The sequence below is a fragment of the Streptomyces sp. PH9007 genome (assembly GCF_059813725.1).
In genome coordinates this window covers 42,856-64,804 of sequence record NZ_CM187440.1, presented here as the reverse complement: position 1 = coordinate 64,804, position 21,949 = coordinate 42,856, and the positions used below count along the sequence as shown (strand labels likewise).

Sequence of the window (21,949 nt, the reverse complement as noted above, 5' to 3'; positions counted from 1 at the left end):
CGCCCCGTCCCGCACCCCCGCACGCGGCGCTCCGGCCAGGACCGACGCGGACGGGCGAGGCCGGGGACGGACTGCTTCCCGTTGCCGGGCGCCGAGAGGAAATCAGGCGCCCCACCACCGAGCGGGGGTACAGTCAGCGCTGTGAAGTGATCTCCCCGGTGGTGCTCCCAGAGCCGTCACCTCCGCGAAACCGTCAGTTCCACACAGCTGTTGGCTGTGCACGTTTCCGCAGGGAGATCATCACGGTGAACGACATCACGCCCGCTTCCTTCTCCTCCCCTCCGCCGCGCGGCGCCACGTCCGAGGCGACGATGGCTGCCTTCGTGTCCCGGGCCGAGGCGGATCCCGCCGTTGTCGGGTTGGTCCTCAGCGGATCCCGGGCACACGACGGCATGACAACCGGGCACTCCGACTACGACGTCCATGTCATCACACGGGATCAGGGTCATTCCGCAGTACGCGAGTTCCACGGTTTCCGCTTCGAGCACCTCGACATCGTGGTCATGCCCCTCGCGGACTTCCGGCTTCGCGGGCTGCCCACCGACCCGCAAGGCTGGCACCGGTATGCCTACGTGCACGCGCGCGTGCTGCTCGACCGGCTCGACGGGACGATCGTCGAGATCCTCGACAAGAAGCGCAGGCTGCACCCCCAGGAAGCATGGAACGCAGCCCACGGATACCTCGACGCCTACGTCAACCAGACATTCCGATCACTGAAGAGCCACCGCGACGGCCGGGCCGCCATGGGCCACCTCGATGCTGCCGAAAGTGTGCCCTTCGCGCTGGAGGTGATCTTCGCCCTGCATCAGCGCGTGAGGCCCTACAACAAGTTCCTCCGGTGGGAGCTGGAGCGGCATCCGTTGAGCGGACCGCAGTGGGAGGTTGACCACCTGCTGACCACCCTCCTGCGCATCATCGCCGACGGCGATCCGGACACGCAGCGCTCACTGTTCACCCATATCGAAGAGGCAGCTCGCCAGTCCGGACACCACCAGCTCCTGGACTCCTGGGGCTCCGATCTGAACCTGCTCCGTCGGCAGAGCTAAGGGCAGCAGCAGCCCCGGGTGCCACCGACGCGCCATGGAGGAGTTCAGCTGCCAGTCGTCAGGACACGTTTCCGTGTCGCCCAGCCACGGAGACCGCACGAAAACTGTTTGCCGGGCGAGGGCCGACCGCTGCTACCTTTGGGGAGGCCGTGCCGAGAGAACGAGGAGGTGGTACCCGTGAACGCAGTATGGACATGGGTGCTCCCCTCCGGGGTCACGGTCGGGCGATAGACAGGTCGTCCGGGAGCGCCGTTGCAGTGCACTCCCGAAAGGCACGACCATGTATGTCACTTCCGAGCAACGCCTCGACGACGGCGTCCTCGAACGCCGATTCACTCTCAACGAGATCCCCGGCATCCTGTGGACGCCCGAAACCGCATCCACTTCCGCACCGGTGCCGTTGATCCTGCTCGGCCACCCCCCGCTGGGGTTGGGCACGATGTACCCGCGACTGGCGGCCCGGGCCCGCACCTCTGCGGCGGAGGGCTTCGCCGCGGCCACCATCGAGCTCCCCGGAAGCGGTGACCGGCCCAGTTGGCCCGCCCTCGACCAGACCCGCGCCGACCTGCGCCGGGCGATACAGGCCGACGAGCCGGTCAGCGACGAGATCGTCGACTCCCTCATCCTTCCGCTGGTCGACAAGGCGGTCCCGGAGTGGCAGGCCGCCCTGGACGCTCTCCTGGGGCTGCCCGGGATCGGCGGTCCGGTCGGATACTCGGGCGGAGTGATCTCTCTCGGCATCCGACTGGCGGTGGTCGAACCGCGCATATCGGCCGCCGTTCTGTTCGCCGGAAGTTTTGTCCCCCGGGCGGTGTTCGAGGAGGCCCGCCAGGTCACCGTTCCTCTGCACGTCCTGCTGCAGTGGGACGACGAAGGGAACGACCGGCAGGCGGCCCTGGACCTTTTTGACGCCTTCGGTTCCGAGGAGAAGACGCTGCACGCCAACATGGGCGGTCACGCCGGCGTCCCGCAGTTCGCGGGGGACGCCGCGGCCCAGTTCTTCACCCGACACCTGAAGTGACGCCGGGCCGTCGGACCGGACGACGAAGGTAGTTGCTGCCGGCGGCACACCGCATATCGAGGACGTTCACAGCGTGGGCCCCTGCACGATCCTCGGCAGGGGCCCGCGCTGACGCACGTTCCATGCCACAACTACAGGCAGTCAGAACCTCATCCCAGTCGATTCAGCGGGCCCGCACAAACCGCTTGCGGCCCGGTGTAAAGGGTTCGGCAGATGCGGTGATCCGCCGGGGACGTGTCATTTCCGATACCGCTGTGCCACTGCGGTGAAGGCGGCCTTGGGTTCCCATCCCATGTCGGGGTAGGTCCGGCCCCGGTGCCCCTCGAGAACCTTGACGATGCCCAGGCTGGCTCGGTCCAGGTCATCCCGGGGGTCGCCGTCGGGCCGGTGGGGGTAGCCGGCCAGGGCGAAAAGGTACACGAACGCGCTGTCCACACCCTCTGTCTCGAAGATCTCCAGCAGCTCGCTCAGGTACGCGGCCTGGCCGGCCTCGTCGCGCTCGTACACGCCGTTCAGCCGTAGTGGAGCCTTGGTCTCCGGATCGTGCTCGACGACTTCCAGCACCCGCCCGCCGCGGTCGCCCGCACCCTGGTAAGCCGCGGTGCCGAACCCGGTGATCGCGAGCGGCTTCGGGCCCTGGGCCAGGGTGCGCACCGCTTCCCGGAACCGGTCGGCGACCTCTGCGGAGCGGAGCAGCTCGTACGTCACGATGTCGAAGGGCGTCCAGTCGACCTGCTCGAACTGGATGGCGGCGTAGGTGAGCTTGCCCTGGAAGCACTCGCGGACGGTGGCCACGGCATCGCGGAGGAACGCGTTGATACGCACGCCGAGCTCGCGCATGGCGTCGGCCCGCCGCTCGGGCCGGCTGATCAGCTGCCGGACCCGCTCCTCGGGGCTCTCTCCGGGGATGAATCCGCGGTTCATCACGCTCAGCTCGACCCCTGCGACGAACACGACCGCGGCCCCCTGCTGCCGGAGCCGTTCCGCACGCTCGGCGCAGTCACGGAAGAGCGTGAGGATCTGCTGCGGGTCCAGTTCCAGCGGATAGGGCGAGAACCAGACCTCCAGTCCGAGCTCGGCGGCGGCAGCGGCGGCCAGTTCGAGCCGTTCCGGGTCGCCGCCGATGATCTGGACCGCGTTGCAGTGCAAGCTGTCGCGGATGACGGCGAGCTCGCGGCGGACGACGGTCGATTCGAAGTGCGTGCGGGACGTCCGTCCGTGAAGGACGAAGCCGGTGTCGTACGTCATTCCTCGGGCGCGCATGGTGATGCCCTCTCTGTGCTGCTCTCCGGACGGGCCGAGACTGACAGAAAAAGATGCGTGCACGCAAGTTTGCGTGAGCGCAACTACCTGTGCGACTCTGTCACCGTGACGACACCACCACCGGGCCTGCGGGAGCGAAAAAAGCAGGCCACACGTGCGGCGCTGCGCGAGGCGGCTCTGCGCCTGGCCGTGGAACGAGGGCCGGACAAGGTCCGGGTCGAGGACATCGCCGAGGCGGCCGGGGTGTCGCCGCGCACCTACAACAACTACTTCGCCAGCCGCGAGCAGGCGATCGTCTCCGCCGTCACCGCGGACCGGCAGGCGCACATCGCGGCACGGGTCGCAGCCCGGCCCACGGACGTACGTCTGGCCGACGCCGTCACGGAAGCGGTGATCGAGCAGTACACGGACACCGGCGAGCGCGCCCACGAGGCACTGCTGTTGATCACCACCCGGCCCGCACTGCGCGACGCGTTCCTCGATACCACCGCCGACATCGAGTCCCCGCTCACCACGGTCATCACCGAACGCCTGCCCGGCACCGGCGTCCACACGGCCCGCGTGCTGGCGGCGAGCGTGGCCGCGGCGGTGCGCATCGCGCTGGAATCCTGGCTCCGCCCGGCCAACGCTGGGAGACCCACGGCTGGAGCACTGCTCATCCCCTCCGGCTCGCTGCCGGACCACCTGCGCGCGGCACTGGCCCCCCTGGCCCCCGCGTTCGACGCCGCCGAGCAGCACACCCACCCATAACGTTCCCGGCGAGTCTCGCCGGAGCCCCCTCCGCCGGGCACGCCCAGCGAGCCAGTAGCCCCCGCCTGCGAAGAACTTCGAACCCCGCGCGACCCGCCGGCCAGCCTCGCGCCCCGGCCGGCACGGCGCCGTAGCCGGCTTCGTCGTCGCCTTGCGGTTTGGCTCGTGAGCTGGCTGTTGGTTGTGGTGAAGCCTTCGGGGGTTCCTTTGCTGTTCGTCGAGGTCGACACCTGCCACATGGACGCCCAGTGCATCGCGACCAGGCTGGACAAGTACATGCGGTTCTTCAAGCGCACCGTCAAGAACGGCAGGAACAGGCAGACGCCGATGTGGCGCACCCGCTGGGATGTCGGCGGGAACATCACCGAGCTGCTGGTGGCCGAACGCTCCCGCGAACACTGGCAAGGCCACAAGACCGAGTACGGGTACCACAACTACGACGGCAAGATCCCGCTGGTGTTCACCACCATCGACGTCCTGCGCGAGCACGGCCCCACCGCGCCGGTCTTCCACCGCGCCGGCCGCGACAAGCCGCAGACCCTCATCGACGCGGTCGGCGACCCGGTCCGCGACGCCGTCCTCGCCCGGGAACGCGTACTCCAACAGGAAACGTCCCGGCAGTACGCCCTCGAACAGGCGGCGGCCCGGGAGGCCCGCCGGCCCGTCTGCCCGGACTGCGGGGAGAAGTTCAGCGACGAGCGGTGGACGTATACCGACAGCAGCAACGGGCGCTGGGCCCCCCACCGTGACCGGTGTGAGGCCTGCGCGGACGCCGCTGCTGCCCGAGCGAAGGCCGAGCGGGAAGCCGCCCGGCGCCAGGCGTGCCGACGCTGCCGCGAGCCCCGCCGCGATGAGCAGTGGGAGAGCGATCCGGAGCTCCGGCGCACGGTCATGGAGCCCGACGGCGTCCACTGCGCGGCTTGCCGGAAGGAACTCAACCCGCTGCCCGAACGCGCGTTCCTGGGACGGCTGTGGCGCGGCTACTGACCCCGCGCGCGGCTGGTTGCCGGGGCGCTGACCTGCGCTTGACCGGCTCCGTCAAGCCCTTGGCAAGCTCGTGGTCAAGCCCCGGCCGACCCGCTCCGCGGTGCCGTACGCCCACGGCGGCGGCGAACTCCAGGTCAGCTGGCTCATGCCCCAAGGACAGGCCCTCGCCGAAGCGCGCCATCGACTTCTTCCCGGTCCTTACCCTGGCCACCGTCGAAGAGGTCTCAGGCTGACGTACGGACAAGCCGGCGCGACTCACCATGAACACCCCCGTCCGCGGCCCGTTGCCGCACGCCGCGCAACGACGTCGGCTGGGTGGGGGCTGAGCCGCACCACGGGCATGAGCCTGATTCTGTACTCCTTGCCCGGTGAGCTGTTACCCATGGCGGGCGTTCCTCAGTGAGGATGCCGCCGAGGAACTGCGTGCCAAGGGCCCCTGAAGATCGCCGGAAGCCCAGTGCACTGTTCATGTCGGCGGGTGCGGTGTTGTGGCGGTGGGCGTGGTGTCTTTGCCGTAGCGGCGGAGGTAGGCCAGGACGGCGCGTACGCGACGGTGGCCGCTGTCGCCGGCGGACAGGCCGAGTTTGAGGAAGACGTTGCCGATGTGTTTGTGAACGGCGTTGTCGGTGACGACGAGCCGTTGAGCGATGCCCGCGTTGTCGTGGCCTTCGGCCATCAGCGCCAGCACCTCGCGTTCGCGTGCGGTCAGGGCGTCGACGGGATCCCCGCGTGCGGCGAGGAGTTGGGCGATGACCTCGGGGTCCATGGCGGTGCCGCCGCCGGCCACCCGGCGCAATGCGTCCGTGAACTCCGCGACGCGGCTCACCCGGTCTTTGAGCAGATAGCCGATGCCGCCCCGGGCATCGGCGAGGAGACGGCCCGCGTACTCCTGTTCCACGTACTGGGACAGGACCAGGACGGGAAGCCCGGGGTGCTCGCGGCGGGCCCGGATCGCGGCCCGGATGCCTTCGTCGCGGAAGGCCGGGGGCAGCCGGACGTCCACGATGGTGATGTCCGGTCGGTGGGTGCGGACCGCGGTGAGGAGGCCGGGGGCGTCGGCCGTGATCTCGACGACTTCGAAGCCCCGGGAATTGAGGAGGAGTTCCAGTCCGGATGCCAGGAGGACGTTGTCCTCGGCGATCACGATGCGCACGGCAGCTCCACGGTGATGACGGTCGGCCCGCCCGACGGGCTGCTGATGGTCATGGCGCCGTCCAGAGCGGCGGCGCGGCGGCGCATTCCGTCCAAGCCGGACCCCCGGGCTGGGTCCGCTCCGCCCCTCCCGTTGTCGGCGATCTCCGCACGGAGCAGTGCACCGTCGCGTCCGACTCGCACGGAGGCCCTGGTCGCCCGGCTGTGCCGGGCGATGTTCGCCAGCGTCTCGGTGACGGCGTAGTAGGCGACGGCTTCGACGGCCGCGGGGATCTCACCGAGCGGGCCGATGTCGATGCGGGTCGGGACTCCGGCCCTGGTCGTCAGGGTGCCGAGCGCACCGGAGAGGCCTTGGTCGGCGAGCACCGGCGGATAGATGGAGCGGATGACGGAACGCAGCTCGGTCATGGCGTCCTCGGTCTCGGCATGGGCCTGCCGTACCAGGACGGCGGCCCTGTCGGGGTCGTCGGAGAGGCTTTCACCGGCCACCGCCAGCCGCATCGCGATGGCCACCAGCCGGGCCTGGGTGCCGTCGTGCAGGTCCCTCTCGATCCGGCGGAGTTCTGCACTGTGCGCCTGCAGGACGTCTGTACGTGTCCGGGTGAGTTCGGTGACGCGTTCGACCAGCTGCTCGGCGGGTGAGGGCGCCAGGACCGTGAGGCAGCACCGGGCGTGTGCTCTGGCGAGCGGCGGGAGAGTGATGGCGGCCAGGGCCGCCAGGACCACGAGATTGATCAGGCCGAGCGGTACCGCGGTGCCCCAGCCGGTGATTCGGTGGCTGACCACGGGCAGCCAGGGCGCGGTGGGAAAGGCCCACCACGACAGGGAGATGACGGGAGTGACTACCCAACTGCCCAGGAGGAGCAGGGCGAGGGCGCCGGCCGGCAGCCCGGTGACCAGCTGTGTCCCGCACCATCCCAGGTTGCGCAGGGCGGCGCGCGGGCGCGGCTGCACCGGCCGTCCCAGCAGCTTCCCGGCGCGCCGGCGATGACGTTCCGCCCAGGGCTGAGCCAGCGACGGCACGAACAGCAGGGGCGCGGCGGCGAGCGTCACCGTCGCGGCCAGCAGGGTGTGCAGCAGGTAACGCCCGCCACGCCATGTGGTGAGCCACTGTGCGCGGGCCGCGCGGAGTATGCCGTGCACTCGTGTCGCTTTCCTGGTCGTTCCGGAGGGCAGTGGAAGCCCCACGGCGTCCACCCTAGGGAAGGGGGTGGCCCGCGGCACTACAGGTAGCTGTACCGCTCGTTCGGGAGCCTGCGGTAGCGATCGGTGATCCTTTGTCTCTCTAGCGTGGAGGCATGACATGCACGAGCCCGGCATCCGCTCCGCCTCAACGGAACACCGCCTCACCCGCCCGGCCCGCGTGGCGGCGCCGCGGCCGCGTCCCCGGCCGGTGGCTGGTCCTCGCAGCGGCAGCGCTCGCTGCGGGCGCGGCCGTTGCCACCCGGTTGCCGGCCGGCGCGCACGACGCGACCGCACCCGGATACGGTCAGGACGACCTGCGCCGGGACACCGACGCCATCGGTGCCCTGGGAATCACGGGCGTACAGGCACGGGTGACCACCGGTGCCGGCCGGGACCTGGTCGCCACCAGCGGCGTCGCCGAGGTGGGCACCGACCGTCCCGTGCCTGGCAACGGCTACTTCCGGATGGCCAGCACCGGCAAGGCTCTGGTGGCCACCGTGGTCTTGCAACTGGTCGACGAGGGCGAACTGGCGCTCGACGACACGGTGGACCGCTGGCTTCCCGGCCTGGTGGACGGCAACGGCAACGACGGGAGCCGGATCACCGTCCGCCACCTCCTCCAGCACACCAGCGGCCTCCACGACGACCTCCCCGGCTTAGCCACTCCACAGCAGTACTACGAGCACCGGTACGACACGTACACCCCCCCAGGAGATCGTCGCCCGGGCGATGCAGCACCGCCCGGACTTCGCACCCGGCGACGGATGGGCATACTCCAACACCGGCTACGTCCTGCTCGACATGATCATCGAGGAGGTCACGGGCCGCCCCTGGCACCAAGAGGTCGCGGACCGGATCCTGCGGCCGCTGGGCATGCACCACACCTACCTGCCGGGCAGCACCCCTACCCTCCGAAGGCCCCATGCCAACGCCTACGAGGTCTACCCCTCCGGTGAACGGATCGACGTCACCCGGGTGATCGTTCCCGACCCCGGCGGCTACGTCTCCACCACCGCGGATGTCAACCGCTTCTTCGGGGCCCTGCTCGGTGGCGAACTGCTGCCCCTGGAACGGCTGGCCGAGATGCAGGACACCGTCCCGGTCGACGAGGAGACACAGGTGTTCTGGCCGGACGGGCGCTACGGCCTCGGCCTGGTCAACCGGCCGCTGTCCTGCGGCGGCAGCTACTGGAGTCACGAAGGCGGCGAAAGCGGCTACATGACGCTGAACGGCGCCACCCACGACGGCAGCCGCAGCGTCACCGTGTCCATGTCCACCGCCCTGGCCGACTCGCCCGACAACGCCCTTCAGCAGGAACAGGCCGCCAGCGATCTCGTCGACCACGCCCTGTGCGACACCCCCGTCGCCGGTCGGGACACGTAACGGCCCATCGCAGCACCCGGGCAGCGCCGGCGGGCGATCTGTGTCGTCGGCGAGGTCCGCGGCCGCTCCGGCTCCGAGACCACGTTGCGCCGGTCTCCGGCGCGGCCACCAGGTCGTCCGCCTCAGTCGCGGCACGCCCTGGGCCTGGAGGAACGCGAGCACCTTCAGCCGGGCGCCGACGCCCGCGGTCTGGTACCGCGCCGCCCGGGCATCGTCCTTGTCGGGAAACCGCTCACACAGTCCGACTGGGGCGCAGGACGCCACGCTACGGCCGGTGTGTTTCCGCGCATCAATCCATAACCGAGCTCGGAACCGAGACGGTGGGTGTGGAGCTGGGTGCCGTACCCGGCTCACCCTGACCATCCACACGGCGGAACCCGGCTCGGCCCCGGAAAGGATCGCGCCTGCTCTCCTCCTGGTTGGCCACCGCGAAGGCGGAGTACCTCGCCCATCAGCCGTCCGACTGACCGCCCCGTCACGTGGCGTCGCGTGTCACGCCCGGCCAGGAGCGGCGCGCACGTGTGGGGCCGGGGCGGGACTGCCTGCCATTGCCGGGCGGCGCTGGTCTCCCTCACCTCGTTGTTTCCGAACTCCACCGTCCCCGACGCCGCCGGCTTTCGGGTGGTCGCCCGCGCACCGGTGGTGCCATGTGTCCCGGCCCCTTCCCCGGTGATCTGGTCACCTACGGTCATCTGCCCGAGGGGCGAGTCCGGCGAGGGAGACGGCGAGAAGGCGGTCGGCTTGTTCGCGTGGTACCCGGCCGTGCAGCCAGGCGGCGGCGCTGATCAGGGCGAAGACATCCTCGGGGGTCACATCGGGGCGCACCGCGCCCGCTTGCTGGGCGCGGGTGACCAGGGTGGCGCCGGTGGCTGCGTTGTGGGTGCAGCCTGCATGGAGTTCGGAGGCCGTGTCCGTCAGGCTGTCCAGGGACTGCTCGGCGAGCCCCAGGTAGGTGGCGCTGTACTCGGTGGCGGCACGGATCCAGGCGGTCAGTGCAACGCCGGGATCGGGTGCCTCGGTGAGTTTGTCGCCGAGCCTGAGAAGCGCCGCCTGCCGGTCGTGCAGCAGCGCCTTCAGCAGGGCGCGGCGGGTGGGGAAATGGCCGTAGAGGGTGCCGATGGCGACTCCGGCGCGGCGGGCGATGGTGTCGAGGGGGGCTTGGACACCGTGTTCGAGGAAGGCGTTTTCGGCCTCGGTCAGCAGGCGTTCGTAGTTGCGGCGGGCGTCGGCACGCATAAGTCGAGAGTCTCTCAGGTTAAGCTGTCGAGGGCAGAAGTCGAGATCTTCTCAGGTTAATCGAGAGGGCCGAGGACGAGGACGGGTGATCGTGCGTGATAGTGGTGACCGGAGCCACCGGCTCCATCGGACGGGAGCTGGTACGGCGGCTGGATGAGGCGGAGGTCCCATTCCGCGCGCTGGTACGTGATGAGGCCAGAGGCGAGGCGCTCGGCTGCCCCTATGTCGTGGGGGACTTCGACCGCCCCGAAACCCTCGCGGCAGCCTTCGCCGGGGCGGACCGGCTGCTGCTCAACAGCGCCGGAGCCATCCCGCTGGCGGAGGGCGAGGGCCCGCAGCCGATGATCCGGCAGCAGAACGATGCCATCGACGTGGCCCGAGCGGCCGGGATCAGCCGGGTGGTTAAGATCTCTGTGCTGCGCCCGGCCGAGGGCGCCGGGCTCTCGGTCGGGGCACACTGGGAGATCGAGCGCCATCTGAAGGCATCGGGCTTGGAGTGGACGATCCTCCAGCCGAGCGCTTTCCTGCAAAACATGGTGACCGGGGACGGCGGGATGGCCGCCGAGGGCCGGATCGCCGGACCGTACGGAGCGGGGCGGGTGGCCTACATCGACGCGTACGACATCGCCGCGTCCGCCGCCGTACCGCTGACCGGGGAGGTGGGCGCGGGCCGGACTTATGTACTCACCGGTCCCGAGGCGCTGACCCATGGCGAGATTGCCGAGCGGCTCGGTATCACCTACCACGACGTCCCGCCCGCACAGGCCGCCGCCGGGCTGCGGGCCAACGGGCTGCCGGAACGTTTCGTCGCGGAGCTGCTGGCGCTGTGGGCGGACATGGCGGCCGGCGGCCTCGCCGATCTGACCGAGGACGTACAGGAACTGACCGGTCGGCGCCCGCGCACACTGGAGGAGTTCCTCCGTGCCCATCCACATGTGAGCGAGCTCTTCAGCATGTTCGAGGCGGGAGGTGAAGCTGGGCGGGTGGGGGCCAGTAGCGCTCAGGCCAGGACAGATTTGGCGAGGTGGACCACGCCGTCGTCCGCTGCCCCGGGAAGCGGAGCATATCCCTGACTCTCGTACAGGGTGATGTTCCGGCTGCTGGCGGCGCCGGTGGACAGGACGATACGCCGGCAGCCCTGCCCGGCTGACTCAGCCAGGCGGAGCAGCCATCGGCCCAGACCGAGTCCGCGCAGGTCGGGGACGACGGCGAGCCGCCCCACGTTCAGGTCGGCGCCACTGCGGCGCGTTCGTACCATCCCGAGAAGCCGCCCGTCCTGCCACAGGCCCGTTGCGTGCCAGTCGGCCAGCCATGCGCGCACCTGGTGGGGCGACTCGTGCAGGGCCGGTATCGCGAGGGTGCTGTTGGCAACCGCCTCCTCGGCCCAGCAGCAGCGCTGCAGCACCGTTACCTGCGGCGCGTCGTCCGGGGTGAGGCGCCGTGCGTACGAGCCGGCGACGGGTCCTGCCACCGCGCTCGCGCGCCCGCGTTCGCGAAGCGGGGTCAGGGCGTGAGCGACCCGCACCAGTTCCGCAAGCAGCCCCTCGGCGGCGTCGCCGTAGGGTGCCCCGGGGTGGAAGCGGCCTTCTCGCGTCGCGTCCGCGATCCGGATCGCGACGGTCGAGCCCAGGGGGACGAGGCGAAGGGTAGTCATCACCTGCTTGGCGTGCTGGACTGCTCGGGTGCCCGCCGAGGTGTTGCCGTAGCTGACGAACCCGACCGGCTTCCAGGCCCACTCGGGGCCCAGATAATCGAGCGCGTTCTTCAGGGTCGCGGGCATCCCGTAGTTGTACTCCGGCGTCACGACGATGAAGCCGTCGGCCTCATCGACGATCGTGCTCCACCGGCGCGTGTGTTCGCGGTGGTAGACGCCGGTCGAGGGGTGCTCCTCCTCGTCCAGAAAGGGCAGCTGCAAATCCCCGAGGGCCAGCGGCGCCAGGGCCACATCCAGCGTGAGGGCGCTCGGTGCGAGCGCCTCGGTCAGCCAGGCGCCGACTGCCGGGCCGAGTGCGCCGGGACGAGTACTGCAGGTCAGTACGAGAACGCGCGTTGGTTTCGTTGACATGGAAATGAAGCTAGCTGGTAAGTTGATTACATGTCAACGGAAGCGTCGGACGCTGCTGCCCGCTGGCTCGGTCCAGAAGAGGAGCACGCCTGGAGGGCATACCGTCGTATGGTGACCGTCGTGCAGGCCCGCACTGCACAGGATCTGGCCGAACTCGGGTTGTCCGAGCCCGACTACGAGGTGCTCAGCACCCTGTCCGAGCGCACCGACGGCACGAGCACCCTGCGTGAGCAAGCCGCCAAGATGGAGTGGTCCCGAAGCCGTTTGTCCCGCCACGCCACCCGCATGGAGGCGCGTGGACTCCTCCGCCGTGCACCGGACCCGGCTGACGGCAGGGGCTGCCTCCTCGTTCTCACCGAGAGGGGACTGGATACTCTCCGGCAAGCCGCTCCCACTCATGTCGCATCAGTGCGGCGCCACTTCGTCGACCGGCTCGACCCGCAAGAGCTCGCGGTCCTCGGCCGCATCGCCGCCAAACTCGCCGGCGAGCCAAAGGATGTCCCGTAGAGACGGTGACCTCGAGGTGCGGGGGCCCGCTGGCGTCCGCATGTCTGCGCTGGCTACGGATCGGCCAACGATGGAAGCGCTGCCACGGTGGCTCGGCGAAGCCCATGTCGGCGAAGGTAGCGACGGCGGCGCGTGTCCTGGACGCCGCGTTCCTATCGGTACGGCAATGAGACACACCTGCCCGACCCTGACTTCGCGCTGGAGGTCGTGACGGATGGGGGGAGGGGACTTCTGGTGCCGGGAGACGATCGTTGACTGGGATGCGCAGCGCCGCCGCAGGGTGAAGTCGTCCGGCAGCAGGGACGAACGATCCCGCATGGGGCGTCTGCGGGCTCAGGAGTGCCGGCGGCATGTCCGGCAGCTGCTTGACCAGGACACCGGCGTGCATGCCCAGGCACTTGCTGGAGGCCTGGGCGTGCATCAAGATCTCCGCGGAGCTGCTGCTGCGTGAAGCGCGGCAGGGGAAGGTCCGCGAGCTGCTGGAGGAGCAGCTGGCCCTGGCGCTCGATGACGTGATGAGGGTGACGGGTCTGAAGAGCCCGTTGTGAGCCGGCAGGCTTCTCGCGGAGGTCGGCGGTTCCGCGGTGTCCTGACCGGCGCCGCAGGGTCTGCGTGTTCGCCTCAGCCGGTTCGCGGGCCGAGGCATCTCGCGTTCGTGGGGCCGACGGGCTGGAGGCATTGCGGAGCCGGCCCGACCGGCGAAGCGTGATCTCTCCCTGTCGGTGAGGAACACATCAAGACGGTCAGGGGAAACTTCGGCACCCCAAGCTGCCCACCGCAGAGCGCGAATCCCGTCGCACGCAGCACTCGCGGGGCGCACCCGGCGTACGGGCTACGCTCGCCCCGCTTCCGCTGCCCATTTGAGTCCGAGGTTGGCGAGTGCTTGGAGTTTGTTGGTGGTGAGTTTCGTGCGGCGGGTTTTCTGGTTCATGACCCACACTCCGAGCTTTACCTCTGACCCGTCCGGCAACGCCTCTACGTGGCTTCTTGGGACGGTCAGGGTGCCTTCTCGTTCCTTGTATTGGGCGAGGGCCGCGACGCCGCGTTCGAAGGCGTTCATGGGCGTTGTGGGCGGCTCTGCGGGCCTGTTCGGCTCTGCCGGGGGCGCTTCCGGGGCTGCGGCTGGTGGGGTGATGCCGAGCTGCTCCAGGTGTTCGCGTTGCTCCTGGGTCAACGCCGCCCACACCTCAGGTTTGCGCTGTTTGGTGAGCCATTTGCCGATGTCCATGCCGTGGATGGTGACCCCTGGCGGGACCTCTACCGGCCCTTCCTTCTCGCCCACCAGTTCGCGTAGGGCGGCGAAATGCCGTTGCCATTGGGCTGGCCATGCCGGGTTCCAGTCCTTGTCGAGCGCGCGCAGCGCGGTTTCCCATTCCGGTTTGCCGGCGAGTGCTCCGGGACGCCGCAAGTTAGAGAGCCATTGTCCGATGGGTTTGTCGAGCGCGGTGGCGGTGCGGGGTGCACACAGGGTCCAGTGTTCGGCGTAGTAGACGCGGGCTGCGGCGAGGTTCTCCTGGAACCGCTCATCCGCCACGCTCCACACCATGCCGAGTTCTTCGAGGCGTGCTGCGCGGTTGCTGGTCATCTGTCCGGCCGCGAACGCCCGTCGCTGTTCGGCGATCCAGGTTCCGAGCGGGTGTGCGCCTTCCCGGTGTTCGTATGGCACCCGGGCGTGGCCCTCACGTTGTGTGAACTTTTTGAGTTTGGACCAGCCGTGTGCCCAGTCCTGGCGTTCGGTGTCGATGATGTTGAACCTGACCCAGTCGGCGACCATCACCGGGTCACGCGGAGTGGAGAAGCGGAGCAGGAGACGGGCTTCTTCCTCACCTTCCTCGGGTTCCGGGCCGATGGACTGGGAGGGCTGTACCACGTCTTTCTGTGGCTCCTGAGGAATAGCCAACAATTCGATTGCTTCTTCATCGTGGGCCCGTAGCCCTTCAAGGACTTTCACCAGGGGCTGGTAAGCGCCGGAGGTGAACATGTCCTCACGGTTGTCATCGGGCCCGAGGAAGACCGGGACGATCAGTGACGCGATTTTCCCCTCACCGGGCGTCTGTCGCAGGGCGCGTCCGATGGCTTGCACGATGTCGTGGGGGGCTGCTTTGGAGTCGATGAACGCGACGGAATCGACCGCTCTGATGTCGACGCCCTCGCCCAGGACGCGGCAGTTCGAGAGCACGGCCCGCCGGCCGGTGGTCCCGAACGAGCCCAGGACCTCCCGCCGGTGTGCGGGGACGTGCTCCCCGCACAGCCAGTCGGTCCACATCCGCCTCGGATAGATCTCCGGTTGGTCCGCGTGGAGCTTCGCCGCCACCCGCCCCAGACCTTCCGCGAACGCCTGGGCCTCTATGGTCCGGTGATGGAAGGTGATGCACGTCTGCAGGTCATGCTGGGCCATGGTGTGCAGGACGGCGGCCTGCAGGGCTCCCAGGCGCTGTCCGCGGACCTCCTCGCCGTTCCGGTGCTCGCCCATCAGCCGCTCGGGGGTGACTACCGGGTCCTGGAGCTCGAGCACGATGACCTGATACCGCGCCAGCAGACCCCGCGACACCGCAGAGGCGAGCGAGAGCTTGTACAGGACAGGGCCGAACACTTCTTCGTCGTCCATGGACACCGCCATCTCCCTGGGCAGCGGATCCCGAACCCCCTCCGCCGCCTCCCAGCGCTGCTCCCGTTCCTGCCAGATCCGCGGCGTCGCGGTCAGGTACAGCCGGCGCGCCGCCGGGATCTTCGCCTGCTCGTGGATGGCGGCCCATGCCTTCCCCATCGACCCGCTGGTGCGGTGCGCCTCGTCGACCACCACCAGGTCCATCGGAGCCAGCTGCTGGCCGTAGGCGCCCTCGAAAGCCTCCGTGAGCACGCCCAACGAGGCATAGGTGGCGTAGATGGTCACCGGCCCCTCGCCGTGCCACAGCGCCAGCTGCACCGGATTCGTTGTCGAGCGAACTCTCAAAGACCACAGATCCGGGTCGTCCTGGAGCGAGCTGCTCCGTCCCGGCTGTTTTGAAATATCTCGCTAATTGATCATGTGTTGGCCATTGGACTTGCAGAATCTGGGACTTTAGATCTTGGCTGGCTGGCCTGCGGTTTTGCTGCCGTGATTGCCTCTTCAAGGCCCGGGGCCTGTGGCTTTGCAGAATCTGGGACTGCTGTTCAGCCCAGTTGGGAAAACCAAGAGGCGGAAGAAGGGATCGCCTCGACGCTGTTGATCTTGATTCAGCAGGGAGATCACCTGGACCCCACTCATGTCGGCTGCTGTGCATGTCCTTGGGCTGCCGCCATCCTGGCCGTACTCGGGCCCGAACACTCGTGCCGCACCGTGGCCTTCACCCAACTCGGTCAAGAGAGGCCGCAGCCTTGACCAGGCGCCGGCTGACTGTCAGCTCGCCACCTCCTGCTGGCGTCTTGCCATGCTCGACCAGGACGTGGCCGGTGTCGCTCGCTATGAGCGTGAGCCCGCTAGGTGTGTTGTCCCGGGACGTTGGTGACACGCGTGTTGGGGTGCTTGTATGCCTCTCGGTCGAAGGCGGGCGGGCGGCCGCCCCGGGGGAGGAGGGGACGGGGCTACCCGAGCGCCCAGCCACACCAGCACGCACGGTAGGCGGTGTCGAAGGCGGTGGGCGGTGTTCTGTTCGGGGCGGTACAGGTCGTGGCGGTGGGGAGACAGGTCGAGAGACGATTCGACTCACACGGCTCGCGCGACCAACTGAGGGGACGGGAATGAGCGACAGATGGTGGCTCATGCAAGGCGACACCCAAATCGGAGAACTCCGACACTACGCAACCGATCAGCCAACGCTCCTGTGCCGCTTTATCCCCGGCCCCGGATGGGAGGCAGTCCGCACGCGGTTCGAACACTGGGCAGCCCTGCATGGCCCAGATGCCGACGGAAGCCGGACTGCGCAAGTCATTAAGCCCATCATGGACCTCAGACTGAAGTTGGTCCCGCAAGACGGCGGAGATCCCATGGCACTGTTCAAGGAGTGCATCGTCCGGATTGAAGGCGATACCGCTCGCGTGCGCTGCTGACCCCGACGAGGTCTCAGACCATAAAGAACAAGCTCAGGGTCGGCGTATGGACAGAGCAGCGGTAGAGGCCGCTCCGTGGCGTGCTCACGTGCGGGTGCCGGAGCCGGAGGTCACGGTGTATCCGCCGGGCCGCCAGCTGCTGCTGCGAGTGTCGTGGGAGGGCGCCCAGCCGCTGTGTCCGGTGATGGCCCGGCAGGACTGGGCTGATGGCCGGGTCGCGTATCAGGTCGTGGTGCCGACCTCGTTCGGGTGCGGAGCGATCCGGCTGCTGTGGTGGGATCCGCGCAGGATGCGCGCCATTCCTTCAACGGCGTGACGGTCACCGGGTGATGGATTCCGCGAGGACCACCGCGTCCGTTGTGTGGCATCAGGGCGTGTGGCGCCGGTGCTTCAGTTGACCGGCTTGTACCTCGGGCCGTGGAGTGTTTCCAGCTTCGCCCACCGGTTGCGGACAGTGCTGAAGCACACGTTCAGCGCCCCAGCGGCCTCCCGCAGTGACGCACCTCCGAAGAACAACACCGCAACCTTCTGCTGCTCGGACAAGGCGGCAAACCGCTGCGGAGTCAGCACCCACGAATCGGCGGGCGCCTCACCGCTCTCGGCTTCGTTCCGGGGGCCGGGCAGCTGATGGGGTTCGGGCGCGCACATCTCCGGCTCGTGCACGAACTCCGTGTTCAGCAGCCACCGGCGGAAGTCCGTACCGGCCAGCTGGCTCCGGGCCGTCGGCACCGGGATGATGCACGGGTGTGCGGTCATCAGCTCGGAAGCGTCGCGAAGGACGTCGGGCATCGCACAGCCGTCGTACATCAGGTGCGCCCGGACCGATGAACGCCCCAGGGTCGGATCGGATGCCGGCTCCTGCTCCATGACGGTGCTCTCGTTCACCACGTCTCCCAGATCCATCGAGTGCCGCAAACCGGGTTGAGGGCTTCCAGCACGGCCAACGAACTGTTCGCCGAGGTGTCACGGAAGCGCCGGCCACATCGCCTGCATGCAGCAGCCGAGGCGTACGTGAGCCGCGGCTCCGGGTACGTCCATCGGCATTGGGCTGGGTCAGTGGCGGGGACGCCAGCGGCTGAACACGCACTCGTCGGGGCCGGCGTGGACACCGAAAGGCACGCCGACGGGTTCGAGGGTGAAGCCTTCGCCAGCGGGTAGCACGGTGTAGCCGCACCGAGTGTAGAAGGCACCGAGATCCCGCTGGGGTTCGTACGAGCCGTCCAGCACGAAGTAGTTGAGCTGTTCGTACACCTGCCAGGCCCGCTTGAGTAGAGCGGCGGCGATTCCCTGGCCGCGGACCGTATCCGCGACGGCCAGGCCGTGGACCTTGGCCAATGCCAAGGCCACGCCCAGAGGGTGCCACCCGGTGCCAATGGGTGTTGGCACCGTTGGCACTCCCGGTTGCCACCCGGTGTCTGGTGTTGGCACCCAGTTGCCGGTAATGCCTGCTCCGCCTTGGACGAGCCGCGCGCACCCGGGCCCAGCGTGACGTGCCGCTTCTATTATTTCGGTGACACGCCCTGACCGTCGGCGGTGGTGCGATGCCGTACGGATCGAGCCCGGCAGCGCAGCCGCTGGACTCGTTTGCGTAGCAGTCGGCCGTCTGTCCCGCTGCCCCTGACCCCCACAGACAGGGGCAGCACCACAGTGATGGGAACTCCGCTACATCAGCAGGGGGATCATGAAGCCGAACACGGCAACGCCGATCGTCAGGGTGCTCGCGCAGACGAGCCCGCCGGCCCCTACGGCACCGTGGCGGGTGGCACCGACCGTTCTGGCAATGCCGAAGGCGATGATGCCGGACATGGCGGCGAGGAGCAGCAGAACCACCCCCGCCATCAGGATCAGGAGGAACTGGTTGAGGCTCACGCGGCACCATCCTGCGCCGCGATGGCCGTGATGCCGACCGTGTGCCGCTGGGCGGCGCGGACGAGGCCACTGATGAATCCGCTGGCCGCGGCACACACGAGGGGTATGTGCTCGCGGCGGGTGAGGCGGGGTACGGGGTTCATGGTCACTCCTCGGTCGATGGGCCTGATGGAGCCGGCCGGCTTGCACCCCACTCTTCCGGCCCCTTCCAAGATCAAGACGAGTCGAGACGGGACGGCGTGACGGCCCCGGGAACCCCCAACCGATCGGGGATGATGATGAGATGAGTCGAGACGAGAGGCAGAAGTCGGCCAGGAGGCCTCGCAGCGTGCGGCGCCCGTGGGTGCGACCGGGGCCGCTCCGGAACCTCAAGTACCTGCTGTACGAGCTCTACCTCGCCGGCGAGTCCCCGACGATGGTGGCGATCGCCGATCGAATCGCAGCGGACGACACGATGCCCGACGCACCGAGCGCGTCCACCGTCCACCGGTGCCTCACCGACCCCACCGTCCAGGCCACGCCCCACGCAACGCTCGCCGTCGGGCGGATGCTCGCCCGGCTGGCGCGGGAGGAGGGACGGATCGACCTCGACGAACAGCGGGTGGTGGAGCAGCTCCGTGAGCTGTGGCGCCCTGCCTCGGCTGTGTGCCCGCTGGGCACACCCATCGCTCAGTGCGACCCGTCCGTGGTGGGTGTCTCGGCCGCCATCGACGCGCTTCAGCGCGCGGGTGAGGAACCGCTGCCGCAGTACCCGGTGTACGTAGCCCGGAGCCACGACTGTGCATTGGCTAAGGTGCTGGAGGAGGTGGAAGAGGGGTCCAGCCGCATCGCGGTGCTCTACGGGGACTCGGCCACGGGGAAGACCCGCGCGTGTTGGGAGGCCGTTCGGACGCTCGGGCCCAAGTGGCGGCTGTGGCAGCCGTCCGGCGACGCCCGCACGACCTTCGTCGACATCGAACACGTCGGACCCCATACGGTCGTCTGGCTCGACGAGATGCACCGGTACCTGCTGACGCCCGGAACCCCCGGCGGCGATCGCCTGGCCGACGCGCTGCGCAGTCTCCTCGCTGACACGGAGCGCAGCCCTGTACTCGTCGTGGGAACTACGTGGCTGGAGGAATGGGAGCTTTTGACGGGCGCGGTGAAGGCGCGCAAGGAGTCGCCCCGGGCGCGTGCGCTGCTCTCCGGTAATGGCATACCCGTCTCGTCCGCCTTCACTTCGGACAGGGACTGGCGCGGGCTGCGCGAGGCGGCAACGGGCGATCCCCGCCTCGCCCAGGCGGTCGAGATGGCGGAGGGCCGCCACGTGGTCCAGTACCTTGCGGGAGGACCGGTTCAGCTGGAGCGCTGCCGGTCAGCGCCCGACGGCGCTCGCGCGGTCATCGAGACCGCGATGGATGCCCATCGGCTCGGCTTCGCCTCGGCGCTTCCGCGATCCCTGTTCGAACAGGCGGCGCACTGGTACCTGACCGATCAGCAGTGGGAGGCGCTCCCGGAGAGCTGGCTCGATCAGGGGTTGGAATGGGCGTCCGAGCGTCTGAGAGGGGTACCGGGCCCCCTCACCCGGATACGGCCCAGACCCGATGCTCCGGTCCTTTCGGAACCCCACTACCGGATGGCGGACTTCATCGAGCAGCACGGACGGACGACACGGCGAACTGAGCAGGTTCCCGCAGCCCTGTGGAACGCCCTCATCGCCCATGTGACGGACCGGAACGACATTGAGCGGCTGGTCGAATCGGCCCGATGGCGCCTTCATTTCGGCTACCTCGTCCAGCTCCGCCGACAGCAAGTCGAGGCAGGGGACGACTCGGGCCTCGGCGACCTCTGGATGACGCTCGACCGCGCCGGTGAGGCGGAGTCGGCCGATGAACTCCTTCTGAACGAGGCGGCGGAGGGGAGTGCACAAGCCTGTCTCCTGCTGGCCGAGCAGGCAGATTGGGCCGGGGCGTCCATGGACCGGGAAAAGTGGTTGTGGGAGGCGGTTCACTCGGGGAGCTGGGAGGCCCGGATCGAACTTGCGGAGCTGCTGGCGGAGCGCGATGGGGACAACCCGGAGTCCCGGGAGCTGATCGCGGAGGTGGAGGCGGCGGCACAGAACGATGACGTTGCCGCACTGGCCCTTGCTGACCTCGGCCGCAACTCCGAGTCCCTGTACCGTGCGAGCCGTCTTGAGTGGCTTCGCCAGGCGGCGGATGCTGGCGACGCCACCGCCGCGCGCCAGCTCAGCTACGGACTGCTAGGTGATGAAGGGGCGCTCCCGGAGCTAGAACGGCGTCTGGCACAGACGGCAAGCGAGGGTGACACAAATGCCCTGCTTCGCCAGGTCGAGGTAGTCGAAAGTCAGGGGCGCTACGACCACGCGAGACTCCTCCTGGAAGAGGCGATCCAAAGTGGCACGCCGACTGCCGAGATACCGTTCATCAGACTGTTGCAGACGACCGGAGCGGAGGCCGAGGACGTCACAACGGCTGCTGAGGATGCACAGGCGCGCCTTCGCCTTGGTGTCAGCGAAGGAGATTTGCAAGCCGGCACGGAACTGCTCAAGCTGCTCATCCTCATGGGTCGGCACGACGAGATCGACGAGTTCCTGGCAGCTCGACCTGCCCGATGGGGGCAGAGCATGACGTGGTCGCAGCTTCTCAAAGAGGCCGGGCTGGAGACCCAGCGGATCGGCCTGCACCGTCTGTGCTTCGAGTCAGGGGACTCAGAGTCGGCGCTGGAGCTCTTCTACCATCTGCGGGCGTCCGGACAGGATGTGGAGCCCCTGACGATCGAACTACGCCACCGGGCAGATGCCGGAGACCTGTGGGCCCTGTGCATGCTCAGCATCATCGCCTGTTATACCGAGGCCGAAGACGCGGAGGCACTGGTACGCCGCAGCATCTCCTGCGGGGCCCCACTGGGCAAGGTCCAACTGGCCACGTGGCTGCACCAGACCGGCCGGGACCTGGAGCGCATCCAACTGCTCCGATACGGGCTGGCCCCCGACGGCAGCACCGCCGACCCATTCCGGTGACGAGCTGACGGTTCGCTCCGGCTCAGTCGAACTAACCGTTAGCAGGCCAGCTCTGCCGTGGCGGAAAGGCTTCCCCTGCCAGAGCCGCCTGGCTAACGCCGACTGCGCCTTGCCGAGCGGACCACGCCGCCGGGGCCGCAGACGGCTGCAAGCGGCTGGACCCGATCGCGGTCAGTCGCCCCTGCGGCTCGGCCGACAACTGCGCACAGGTGCCCGGCTCTTCTACCGCTCCGGCGACCTGCTCAAGTCATCACCTTCGAACAGAGCCTCGGCTCGATGGTGGAGCGCACGCAGGACGCACAGCCGGACGGTGCCCTGGCCTCCCACCCCGGCGCCAGCCATTCCGCCACAGGCGACCTCGACTGCGGCATGACCCGGCGACAGCGGGGCAAACAAGGACCACCCTGCCCGGTGCCGCTGTCCGTGCGTACGCGTCT

20 protein-coding genes and 1 pseudogene are annotated in these 21,949 nt (G+C 68.8%); 11 read left to right on the top strand and 10 right to left on the bottom strand.

Annotation, left to right across the window (positions count from 1 at the left end; all coding sequences use genetic code 11):
* The first annotated feature begins 245 nt into the window (after positions 1 to 245).
* Positions 246 to 1,046, top strand: coding sequence for a hypothetical protein (locus ACTFAP_RS00280; RefSeq protein WP_500467898.1), 801 nt, complete (start codon positions 246 to 248; stop codon positions 1,044 to 1,046).
* Between the two features lie 280 nt (positions 1,047 to 1,326).
* On the top strand, positions 1,327 to 2,067 hold the full coding sequence (locus ACTFAP_RS00275; RefSeq protein WP_500467897.1) for a dienelactone hydrolase family protein: 741 nt from the start codon (positions 1,327 to 1,329) through the stop codon (positions 2,065 to 2,067).
* 237 nt (positions 2,068 to 2,304) lie between these two features.
* Here ACTFAP_RS00275 and ACTFAP_RS00270 read toward each other — a convergent pair whose 3' ends face one another.
* Complete coding sequence (locus ACTFAP_RS00270) at positions 2,305 to 3,330, bottom strand: glycoside hydrolase family 113 protein (protein WP_500467896.1); 1,026 nt, start codon at positions 3,328 to 3,330, stop codon at positions 2,305 to 2,307.
* 105 nt (positions 3,331 to 3,435) lie between these two features.
* On the opposite strand from ACTFAP_RS00270, the gene ACTFAP_RS00265 reads away from it, so the two are divergent.
* Complete coding sequence (locus ACTFAP_RS00265; RefSeq protein ID WP_500467895.1) at positions 3,436 to 4,080, top strand: TetR/AcrR family transcriptional regulator; 645 nt, start codon at positions 3,436 to 3,438, stop codon at positions 4,078 to 4,080.
* A 165-nt stretch (positions 4,081 to 4,245) separates the two neighbouring features.
* Positions 4,246 to 5,067, top strand: coding sequence for a hypothetical protein (locus ACTFAP_RS00260; protein ID WP_500467894.1), 822 nt, complete (start codon positions 4,246 to 4,248; stop codon positions 5,065 to 5,067).
* A 466-nt stretch (positions 5,068 to 5,533) separates the two neighbouring features.
* Here ACTFAP_RS00260 and ACTFAP_RS00255 read toward each other — a convergent pair whose 3' ends face one another.
* Positions 5,534 to 6,220, bottom strand: coding sequence for a response regulator (locus tag ACTFAP_RS00255; protein ID WP_390121294.1), 687 nt, complete (start codon positions 6,218 to 6,220; stop codon positions 5,534 to 5,536).
* A complete protein-coding gene (locus tag ACTFAP_RS00250) occupies positions 6,208 to 7,362 on the bottom strand; it encodes a sensor histidine kinase (RefSeq protein WP_500467893.1) in 1,155 nt (384 codons plus the stop codon). The genes ACTFAP_RS00255 and ACTFAP_RS00250 overlap by 13 nt, the downstream gene beginning before the upstream one ends.
* Positions 7,363 to 7,517: 155 nt before the next feature.
* On the opposite strand from ACTFAP_RS00250, the pseudogene ACTFAP_RS00245 reads away from it, so the two are divergent.
* Both ACTFAP_RS00245 and ACTFAP_RS00240 read left to right on the top strand, forming a co-directional pair.
* Positions 7,518 to 8,024, top strand: a pseudogene (locus tag ACTFAP_RS00245) (serine hydrolase domain-containing protein); the annotation flags it as partial.
* A 109-nt stretch (positions 8,025 to 8,133) separates the two neighbouring features.
* The gene (locus tag ACTFAP_RS00240) at positions 8,134 to 8,787 is read left to right on the top strand and encodes a serine hydrolase domain-containing protein (RefSeq protein WP_500467892.1); all 654 of its coding nucleotides are present in this window, start codon (positions 8,134 to 8,136) and stop codon (positions 8,785 to 8,787) included.
* Positions 8,788 to 9,465: 678 nt separating this feature from the next.
* Here the strand turns inward: ACTFAP_RS00240 and ACTFAP_RS00235 are convergent.
* A complete protein-coding gene (locus tag ACTFAP_RS00235) occupies positions 9,466 to 10,023 on the bottom strand; it encodes an SbtR family transcriptional regulator (RefSeq protein WP_495683018.1) in 558 nt (185 codons plus the stop codon).
* A gap of 95 nt (positions 10,024 to 10,118) precedes the next feature.
* Here ACTFAP_RS00235 and ACTFAP_RS00230 point away from each other — a divergent pair, with 95 nt between their 5' ends.
* Complete coding sequence (locus ACTFAP_RS00230) at positions 10,119 to 11,096, top strand: NAD(P)H-binding protein (RefSeq protein ID WP_495683017.1); 978 nt, start codon at positions 10,119 to 10,121, stop codon at positions 11,094 to 11,096.
* Here ACTFAP_RS00230 and ACTFAP_RS00225 read toward each other — a convergent pair.
* Positions 11,024 to 12,088 carry a GNAT family N-acetyltransferase gene (locus ACTFAP_RS00225; protein ID WP_495683016.1) on the bottom strand — a complete coding sequence of 355 codons (1,065 nt, stop codon included), beginning with the start codon at positions 12,086 to 12,088 and terminating at the stop codon, positions 11,024 to 11,026. The genes ACTFAP_RS00230 and ACTFAP_RS00225 overlap by 73 nt on opposite strands.
* A 30-nt stretch (positions 12,089 to 12,118) precedes the next feature.
* Between ACTFAP_RS00225 and ACTFAP_RS00220 the strand changes: the two genes are divergently transcribed.
* Together ACTFAP_RS00220 and ACTFAP_RS00215 are read left to right on the top strand one after the other, a co-directional pair.
* Positions 12,119 to 12,595, top strand: coding sequence for a MarR family transcriptional regulator (locus ACTFAP_RS00220; RefSeq protein WP_495683015.1), 477 nt, complete (start codon positions 12,119 to 12,121; stop codon positions 12,593 to 12,595).
* A 386-nt stretch (positions 12,596 to 12,981) separates the two neighbouring features.
* Positions 12,982 to 13,143: a hypothetical protein gene (locus ACTFAP_RS00215; RefSeq protein ID WP_495683014.1), complete on the top strand. Its 162-nt coding sequence runs from the start codon at positions 12,982 to 12,984 to the stop codon at positions 13,141 to 13,143.
* 284 nt (positions 13,144 to 13,427) lie between these two features.
* Here the strand turns inward: ACTFAP_RS00215 and ACTFAP_RS00210 are convergent, their stop codons facing one another.
* Complete coding sequence (locus tag ACTFAP_RS00210; protein WP_500467891.1) at positions 13,428 to 15,521, bottom strand: helicase associated domain-containing protein; 2,094 nt, start codon at positions 15,519 to 15,521, stop codon at positions 13,428 to 13,430.
* Positions 15,522 to 16,670: 1,149 nt separating this feature from the next.
* Between ACTFAP_RS00210 and ACTFAP_RS00205 the strand changes: the two genes are divergently transcribed.
* The gene (locus ACTFAP_RS00205) at positions 16,671 to 16,940 is read left to right on the top strand and encodes a hypothetical protein (protein WP_500467850.1); all 270 of its coding nucleotides are present in this window, start codon (positions 16,671 to 16,673) and stop codon (positions 16,938 to 16,940) included.
* A 74-nt stretch (positions 16,941 to 17,014) separates the two neighbouring features.
* On the opposite strand, the gene ACTFAP_RS00200 is transcribed toward ACTFAP_RS00205, so the two are convergent.
* The 4 genes from ACTFAP_RS00200 to ACTFAP_RS00185 form a co-directional block, all read right to left on the bottom strand.
* Positions 17,015 to 17,509: a hypothetical protein gene (locus tag ACTFAP_RS00200; RefSeq protein WP_500467851.1), complete on the bottom strand. Its 495-nt coding sequence runs from the start codon at positions 17,507 to 17,509 to the stop codon at positions 17,015 to 17,017.
* A 168-nt stretch (positions 17,510 to 17,677) separates the two neighbouring features.
* Positions 17,678 to 17,971: a GNAT family N-acetyltransferase gene (locus ACTFAP_RS00195; RefSeq protein ID WP_500467852.1), complete on the bottom strand. Its 294-nt coding sequence runs from the start codon at positions 17,969 to 17,971 to the stop codon at positions 17,678 to 17,680.
* A 315-nt stretch (positions 17,972 to 18,286) separates the two neighbouring features.
* Positions 18,287 to 18,493, bottom strand: a complete 207-nt coding sequence (locus ACTFAP_RS00190) for a hypothetical protein (RefSeq protein WP_500467853.1) — start codon at positions 18,491 to 18,493, stop codon at positions 18,287 to 18,289.
* Positions 18,490 to 18,636, bottom strand: a complete 147-nt coding sequence (locus tag ACTFAP_RS00185) for a hypothetical protein (protein WP_500467854.1) — start codon at positions 18,634 to 18,636, stop codon at positions 18,490 to 18,492. The genes ACTFAP_RS00190 and ACTFAP_RS00185 overlap by 4 nt, the downstream gene beginning before the upstream one ends.
* Before the next feature lie 140 nt (positions 18,637 to 18,776).
* On the opposite strand from ACTFAP_RS00185, the gene ACTFAP_RS00180 reads away from it, so the two are divergent.
* Entirely contained in the window at positions 18,777 to 21,512 is a 2,736-nt protein-coding gene (locus ACTFAP_RS00180) for a hypothetical protein (RefSeq protein WP_500467855.1), read from the top strand.
* The last annotated feature ends 437 nt before the right edge of the window (positions 21,513 to 21,949 follow it).